The organism is Arthrobacter glacialis (genome assembly GCF_002909415.1).
GTDB classification, from domain to species: Bacteria; Actinomycetota; Actinomycetes; order Actinomycetales; family Micrococcaceae; genus Specibacter; species Specibacter glacialis.
The window spans coordinates 194,123-200,557 of the sequence record NZ_PPXB01000007.1; the positions used below are offsets into that span (position 1 = coordinate 194,123).

The 6,435-nt window shown below is 62.1% G+C and carries 5 protein-coding genes; 3 read left to right on the top strand and 2 right to left on the bottom strand.

All coding sequences use genetic code 11. From position 1 onward, the window contains the following. Both CVS28_RS10925 and CVS28_RS10930 read left to right on the top strand, forming a co-directional pair. Positions 1 to 945: an alpha/beta fold hydrolase gene (locus CVS28_RS10925; RefSeq protein ID WP_103481512.1), complete on the top strand. Its 945-nt coding sequence runs from the start codon at positions 1 to 3 to the stop codon at positions 943 to 945. A 35-nt stretch (positions 946 to 980) separates the two neighbouring features. Continuing rightward, on the top strand, positions 981 to 2,033 hold the full coding sequence (locus CVS28_RS10930; protein WP_103481534.1) for a glycosyltransferase family 4 protein: 1,053 nt from the start codon (positions 981 to 983) through the stop codon (positions 2,031 to 2,033). An 80-nt stretch (positions 2,034 to 2,113) separates the two neighbouring features. Here CVS28_RS10930 and CVS28_RS10935 read toward each other — a convergent pair whose 3' ends face one another. Next, positions 2,114 to 2,833 (bottom strand): DedA family protein, encoded by a 720-nt coding sequence (locus CVS28_RS10935; RefSeq protein ID WP_103481513.1) that lies wholly within the window; start codon positions 2,831 to 2,833, stop codon positions 2,114 to 2,116. 530 nt (positions 2,834 to 3,363) lie between these two features. Between CVS28_RS10935 and CVS28_RS10940 the strand changes: the two genes are divergently transcribed. Beyond that, positions 3,364 to 5,361 (top strand): HtaA domain-containing protein, encoded by a 1,998-nt coding sequence (locus CVS28_RS10940; RefSeq protein ID WP_133159107.1) that lies wholly within the window; start codon positions 3,364 to 3,366, stop codon positions 5,359 to 5,361. Positions 5,362 to 5,534: 173 nt separating this feature from the next. On the opposite strand, the gene CVS28_RS10945 is transcribed toward CVS28_RS10940, so the two are convergent. Then, on the bottom strand, positions 5,535 to 6,266 hold the full coding sequence (locus CVS28_RS10945; RefSeq protein ID WP_423716397.1) for an HNH endonuclease signature motif containing protein: 732 nt from the start codon (positions 6,264 to 6,266) through the stop codon (positions 5,535 to 5,537). Between the last annotated feature and the right edge of the window lie 169 nt (positions 6,267 to 6,435).

Here is a 6,435-nt window from a genome sequence, read left to right on the forward strand (position 1 = left end):
ATGGCTGTGAAAAGAAGTACGACGCCGTTGACCTCAGGTATCGCCGTGGACCTGGCCGATCGGGAAAGTGCCCATATTCTTGAGCTGGCAGGAACCCCTGTGCACTATTGGGAGTACGCCGCCACTGGCCCCGGAACCGACGCCCGCACCATTGTCATGGTGCATGGTTTCCGCGGCGACCACCATGGACTGGAGCGTGTGGTTGAGCTGCTCCCGGACTACCGCATCATCATGGCCGACTTGCCAGGATTTGGCGCGTCCCCCGCTTTTGCTTCTGGCGGGGCGGCCGACCGGTCGCATGACATTGCCGGCTATGGTGATTTTCTTGACCAGTTCCTGACGGCCCTGAATTTGGGTCCCGACACCGTGTTGCTGGGCCACTCCTTCGGGTCCATTGTGGTCAGCCACTTCGTGGCCAAGCATCCCGGCCGGGTCTACCCGCTGATCCTGGTCAACCCCATTGCTTCCCCCGCCTTGGAGGGGCCCAAGGGCATCATGACCAAGCTGGCAGTGTTCTATTACTGGGCCTCGGCCAAACTCCCAGCGCCCTTGGGCAACGCCGTGTTGCGCAGCAAACTGGTGGTCCACATCATGAGTGTGACCATGGCCAAGACCCGGGAGCCGGAACTGCTGGCGTTCATTCATGGCCAGCATCACGCCTATTTCAGCGGCTTCGCCGACCGGGACATGCTGCTTGAATCCTTTCGGGCCTCCGTTAGCGGAACAGTGCGTGAAGTGGCCGCCCAACTGCAGCTGCCCACCTTGTTGATTGCCGGTGCACAGGATGAAATTGCCACGCTCCCCCACCAGCACAAGCTCGCCGAATTGCTGCCGCAGGGGGAACTGGTGGTCATTGAGAATGTGGGCCACCTGATCCACTACGAAACACCCGAACCGGCAGCCGCTGCCATTACAGACTTCCTGGAAAGGCACCCCGCCCCGTGAGCACGCCCGTCTCATCAAGCAAACCGCACATCGTCATGGATGCCCGTTTCACCCGCATGGACCACCACGACGGCATCAGCCGTTACGGCGCAAGCCTCATGGCCGCCGTCGCACCTTATGCCGAGGTGACCATGCTGATTCACGACGAACGCCAGCTGGCTCTTTTGCCTGATCTGCCATGGGTGAAGATCAACTCCCCGCTGTCACCGTTGGAACTCTTCGTGTCCAGGCATGTGAACAAACTGCGTGCAGATCTGGTGTTTTGCCCCATGCAAACCATGGGCAGCTGGGGACGCAAATACCCGCTGGTGCTGACCCTGCACGACCTCATCTACTACGAGCACCCCGCCCCTCCGGGCTTCCTTCCGGCACCTGTGCGGGTGCTGTGGCGCCTCTACCACAAGGCGTACTGGCCCCAGCGGGTGCTGCTCAACCGCGCCAACGTGGTGGCCACCATCAGCCAGACAACCCTGGGGCTGATGCGCAAGCACCGCCTCACCAAGCGTCCCGTGCGGATCATTGGCAATGCGCCACAGGGTGAGAGAACGCCCCGGGATCCGGCTGTGCCCCCGGAGAAGTCGCTCGCGTACATGGGCTCGTTCATGCCGTACAAGAACGTGGAGACGTTGATTCGCGGCATGGCGGAGCTGCCCGACTTTACGCTGAACCTACTCAGCCGCATCACCGCCGAACGCCGGGCCGAGCTGACGGCCCTGGTTCCATCAGGGGCGAAGGTGGTGTTTCACAATGGCGTCAGCGACGCCGAATATGACGAGCTGCTCCTGCGCACCACGGCGCTGGTCACCCTGAGCAGGGCCGAGGGCTACGGATTGCCGTTGGTTGAGGCCATGGCGCTGGGTACCCCAGTAATTGTTGCCGACACCGAGATTTTCCGGGAAGTGGGCGGCACCGCCGCGCACTACGCGCCGGCCGATTCGCCGTCAGGCTTTGCCGCGGCCGTGCGGGCCCTGGACTCCCAGCCCGATTGGTCGGCAAGGTCCGCGGCGTCCGTGGCACAGGCGGCAACCTTCAGCTGGGATGCCTCGGCCCAGGAACTGCTGGCCATTGCGCAGGAACTGCGGCCCTAGGCTGACTGCGCATGTCGAACGGGCAGTAGTTGTTGATGTTTCACGAAAACATCAACAACTACTGCCCGCTCGGCGAGGATTTAGCGGCTGACGAGCTGGTCCTGGCCCGACTCGGCCGCCACAACGGCGTTCGCGGGAGTGCCCAGCTTTGCCTTGCGGCGGAAGAGTCCGGCCACCCAGTCCGCGATGAGACCGAGCAGCGCAGCGATGACGATGGCCACCACGAGCCCCAGCATGGGACTGTCCTGGAACCATGTCCCGGCCAGGACACCGATGCCCAGTGAGTAGCCCGCCCACAGGGTGGCTGAGAATGCCGTTATGGCCATGAAGCATTTGCGTGAGTAGCCCGTTGCGCCGGCCGTGAGATTCACAGCAACCCGGACAACGGGGAGGAACCGGGCCACGAGGATGAAGGACACGGCCCGCTGCTCGAGCTTTTGGCCCACTCGGTCAAAGGAGCGCACCATGATGGGGGCCCTCATCCACTTGAATCGTGTGGTGCCCACTCGCCGGCCGATCCCGTAGGCAACGTTGTCCCCAATAAATGCCCCCAGTGCTGCCGCCGGCAGCAACAACCACGGCTCCGGTCCCCCCGGGGCGAGCATCAAGGATGCAAGGCCCACCACAATGGCCTCGCTGGGAAAGGGCGGGAAAAAGCCGTCAATGATGCAGCCAAGAACAACCACCAGATAGATCCATGGCTGACCTGCCGCTCCCAGCAGGAGATCTGTCAGGGCCCCAAAGATTGTGTTGAGATCACCCACAACGGCCACCAGCTGTCTGGCGCTGTTCCGGTCCATCAGCCAAAACAGGTGCTGGGGCTTTGGTGCTGTGGTTACTCATGGCACCAACGCTACGTGGACACGGGGCGCCGGGCTATGGGGTAAACCCCCCAATTTCGCCTCAGGGGCGCACCCCTGGGCTCAGGGTCGCCAGCGTGCGGCTGATCTGCTGCCGGGCGCCCGGGCCCCGGCGTCCACCAGCACGTCCCCGCTGCGGCCGAGATCAAGGCAAGGGCTGGACAACGAAATGTCTTTATGGGCCAATGCCGGAGTCGCCGGCGACGCTGTCAGTGTGGGTGGTGTTTGAGGTATCTGAGAATGAGTTGTTCCATGGGGCTGGGTGTGGTGAGGTCGGGCCGGGTGGGGTTGAGTGTTTTGTTGAGGCGTTTCTTGAGCCATGTGGGGAACGCTGGCCATTGTGGTTCACGGTTCTGGGGGCGGTGGTATTTCCCGGACGGTGAGATCCATCCGACTCGCNCACGAATGCTGCGCAGGAACTCTACGCACCCGTAACCGTGGGCACGCCTGAGGTGCCGGCCACTAAGCCTGTGCTGAAAGTTGAGCCCGCAACCGGTCTGAAGCATGACAGCAAGGTTATGGTTTCCGGCACCGGATACGCCGCCAATCGTGCCGTCTACGTTGCCGAGGTGGCACAAGGACCGGGAGGCGAAAGCCGGCCCGCCGTCTATGAACGCGCCCAGTTGGTAACAACAGATGGCTTGGGTGCCTTTGGTCCAATTGAGTTCTCCGTGACAACTGTTTTTGAGAACGGCGGCTACACAGCCGTTGCCAACAAGCTCTTTGTTGCCACCTTCAATTCGCCCCGCGACGAAGACAACAAGGACCATGACTACTCATCCGACCGCACCCAGGATGCATTTGTGGAACTCGCATGGGCTGATCCGTCGGCTCCGGTCATTACCGAGCCTGAAGTTCCGGACGTGAAGCCTGTTCTGAATCTCGGTGCCATGAGCGTTGAGGCAGGCAAGAGCTTGGCCTTGACGGGCGCCAACTTCGCGCCAGGCAGCGCACTGACCTTTGACCTGGGCGGTGAGGCTCTGGAAATTGGGGCACCCTCCACGGGGGCAACGGGTGGTCTGGATTGGGGTCTGAAGGAGACCTTCCGCAACTACGTCCAGGGGTCCATCGCCAAGGGCGAAATCACGCCCAGCGAAGGCGCCACGGTAAACGCTGATGGCAGCTTCCATTTCCCCGCAGCCAGCTTCAATGCAACCACCAAGCTTGCCGCGTTCGGCGGTACCGTCTCCATGACGGGCCACGACGGCGCGCTCCAGGTGAATATCAGCAACATTCGTGTTGATGTGAACAACAAGCAGCTCGTAGCCGACATGACCAGCAAGTCCCTGGAAGGCGCCCCCAGGAGCTACCCCGGCGTTGCCCTGGCCACCATTGACACCGCGGCAGTCACGGCGGATGCTTCAAGCTTGGCAGGCAAGAACCTGCCCTCAATCTTGACGGCAGCCGGCGTTCCTGCTTTTGCTGATTTCTATCCGGCAAACACCCCTCTTGACTCGCTGAGTTTTGAGGTTCAAGGCAGTGCCCCTGCCGTTCCGCTGACGGTGGCTGCTGACGGAACATTCGCCGGGAATTGGGTTGTCCCGGCTTCACAAAAAGCCGGCACGTACACCCTGACCACAAAGGCAACCGCTCCTGCGCAGTTCCTTGCGGTGGAGGTTCCCGGTGTGCAAAGCGCTTCGGCGCAATTGCAGATCACTGCACCCGTGGTGGGCCCGGTGACGCCCAAGCCCGCAGTGCCTGGAACCACGGGCCCGACGACGAAGTCCACCGCCGATGCCAAATGCACCAACGGCACGGTGGTTGACGGCACGCTGTCCTGGGGAGTGAAGGAGTCCTTCCGCAAGTACATCACCGGCAACATCGCCAAGGGCAACATCACCTTCAACGGTGCGACGGTTGGCGCGGATTCCGTCTTCACCTTCACAAAGGGCAAGGGAACCATTGAACCAGCCAAGCGCACCGGTTCCGTGGCGTTCAACGGTGAGGCGCGATTCCAGGGCCATGACTACGGTTCCGGCGCCGTCCTCTCGGTGACCATCAACAACGTCACGCTGGTCATGGATGGCAATAGTGGAACACTCAAGGCCAACGTTGTTAGCCGTTCACTGGAGTCAGCCACGGCTGGCGCCAAGCCTGGTGTCGACACCAAGTACGACGGCGTGGTCCTGGCCACGCTTGACCTCTCCACGTCGGGCCTCAACACGGCCGGCACGGTCTACTCAGCCTCCGGCGCCAAGGCTGTCCTGGCCGCCAGTGGCGTTGCGCCGTTTGCCGATTTCTACGCTGCCGGAGAGGCGCTGGATACGGTGGCCTTTGAATTGGGCTGTGCAGAAGGTGCTACCGCTGGCAGTAAGTCTGTGGCTGTGGCTGGCAGTGTTGCCGGAAGTGGAACACTCGCCAAGACAGGTGCCATGGGGTTGGATGGTTCGGTCATCGCAGCGCTCATGGTCCTGCTGCTGGGTGCCGGTGCCATCACCAGCAACCGCCTGGTGCGACGCCGTCGCTAGTAAGGTGCGCAGTTGAGGCTCAACCTGAGCTGAATAGCCAGGTGGCTGGCTGAGATGAAAAAGGCTGGGGCGGGTTCTGCAAGTGCAGAACCCGCCCCAGCCTTTTTTATGGCATCTACATGGCGCTTTCTGTTTTCCTGGTTGAGGGGCCGCCTCACGTGTCAATAGAGCTGTCAGCGTGGGTGGCGTTTGAGGTATCTGAGGATGAGGTGTTCCCGGCGGCTGGACGCGGGGTTGGTGAGCTTGGTGGGGTCGGGCCGGGTGGGGTTGAGTGTTTTGTTGAGGCGTTTCTTGAGCCATGTGGGGAACGCTGGCCATTGTGGTTCACGGTTCTGGGGGCGGTGGTATTTCCCGGACGGTGAGATCCATCCGACTCGCCCGTCTGCTTCGATCAGGGGTGTCCAGCCGCNCCCGTCTGCTTCGATCAGGGGTGTCCAGCCGCGTAGCCGGATCTGGTGGCGGTCGGGGTCTTGATCGACGCGGTAGTTCCCGTGCCGGTCTTTGTCGTCCTTGAAGTGTCTGAGGAGGTGGTGGCGTTTGCAAGCCGGGCGCATATTCTCCGCTGTGGTGGCCCCGCCTTTCTCCCACGCGGTGACGTGGTCTGTTTCGGTGTCCATGACGGGGTTGGTGCAGTTCAGGTAGTAACAGCCCTGCGCCAGGGCGCGCAGCACAGCCTTCTCACTCTCGCGCATCCTGTACCGCTCAGGGTTCAACCCCAACGGTTCACCACTGATCGGATCAGTGAGCACGCGCAGGAACGTGCCGGCATCGGCGGCAAGTTTCCGGGCAATGCTTTCTGGCACTGGGCCGGAGCTGGCACTGCTGCCCACCAGTTGCGCGGGTTCATCGGTGATGCCCAGCGCCCCCAGGAACGGCACCGTGAGCAAGATGGTGGCCCCGGGCATGGGCGGGTCAGTGATCAGTTGGTGCGCCCTGATGGCCGCCAACTGGTCCAGATAATCCCGTTCAGGACTGTCTGGGATGCCATCGACCACACCGTCAACATAACCCGAACCATCCCCCAGCAGCTCCCCGAAAAGCACTTCATCCGCACCAGTTTCACCCGCACTAGGG